Here is a 1,013-nt window from a genome sequence, read left to right as displayed (position 1 = left end):
CACTTGCCGTTAATTCTTCTGCTGAAGCAGCAATTTGTTCTGATGATTGGTTCGTTTTTGTGACGAGTGTTCGTAAACTTTTCACCATAGCATTAGTAGAGTTTACGAGTGAACCGAGTTCGTCTTTTGCTCTCGTCTTTAATTCTTCGCCATTTAAGTCACCTTTTGCAATCTGTTTAAGCCGATTTACAACTTGCAAAATTGGTTTAACAATGCCCTGTGCGGAAAAAAAGGCAATGACCATGCCGAGAACAAGTGAAGAAATTACAGTAATCAAAATGATTTGTTCTGTCCGTTCAGCCCCTTCTAAAACTGAATGACCTGCTTCTTTTATCATCGATTGATTATCTTCTGATAACTTATTAAATCGATGCATAAGCTGTACGGCTTGGACTTCAGCTTGTTGAAGTTGCTCGTGGGCAACTTTACTGTCACCTGAGGTGATTGATGGTAAGACGGTTTCTTCGATGAACGTTGACCAAGCATTCGTTAATTCTAATAACTCCTCAATTTCTGATAAACGATTCGTTCCTTTACCGGCAGTTAGAAGCTCCTCACTTAATTCAAGGCTGTTTTCCGTAAGCTCAGTATATTGCATTCGGTATGTACTGCGATCGTAGAGTGCATATGCTCGCACACTTGAAATACGTTCAGCAATATTTTGAGAAATGTTTTCACTAGATACGAGTAGTTCCAAATCTCTAGAAATCATGTTTTCAACGTTTTCGTTAGAGCTATGTAAGTTAAAAAAGCTTAACCCACCGAGTCCAGCTAACAGTAATAAAATAACGATGAAACTTATTAGGATTTTATGTTGTAGTTTTTTCATAACCGTTCCCCCTTAATAAGTTCATCGACTAAAAAAGCTGAACATTTAGACCTAAATATAAAAATTATTTCTTTGTAATATTAGGTCTAAAGTTAGTTCTAATGTTGTTATAATTTAAACGCTCTTACGACTTCAGCCATATCATCTGCAAGCTTTGTAAGTGCTTGAGCAGAAGACGTGATTT

General features: G+C 36.9%; 1 protein-coding gene. It reads right to left on the bottom strand.

Annotated features, from left to right (window positions below; all coding sequences use genetic code 11):
* Positions 1–829 (bottom strand): MCP four helix bundle domain-containing protein (locus tag ABU914_RS15405; RefSeq protein ID WP_379670573.1); only part of this gene is annotated, 829 nt, incomplete at its 3' end.
* Between the last annotated feature and the right edge of the window lie 184 nt (positions 830–1,013).

The sequence above is a fragment of the Pueribacillus sp. YX66 genome (assembly GCF_041725775.1).
In the GTDB taxonomy this organism is placed as follows: Bacteria; Bacillota; Bacilli; order Bacillales; family UBA6769; genus Pueribacillus.
This window is presented reverse-complemented; position numbering and strand designations above follow the sequence as displayed.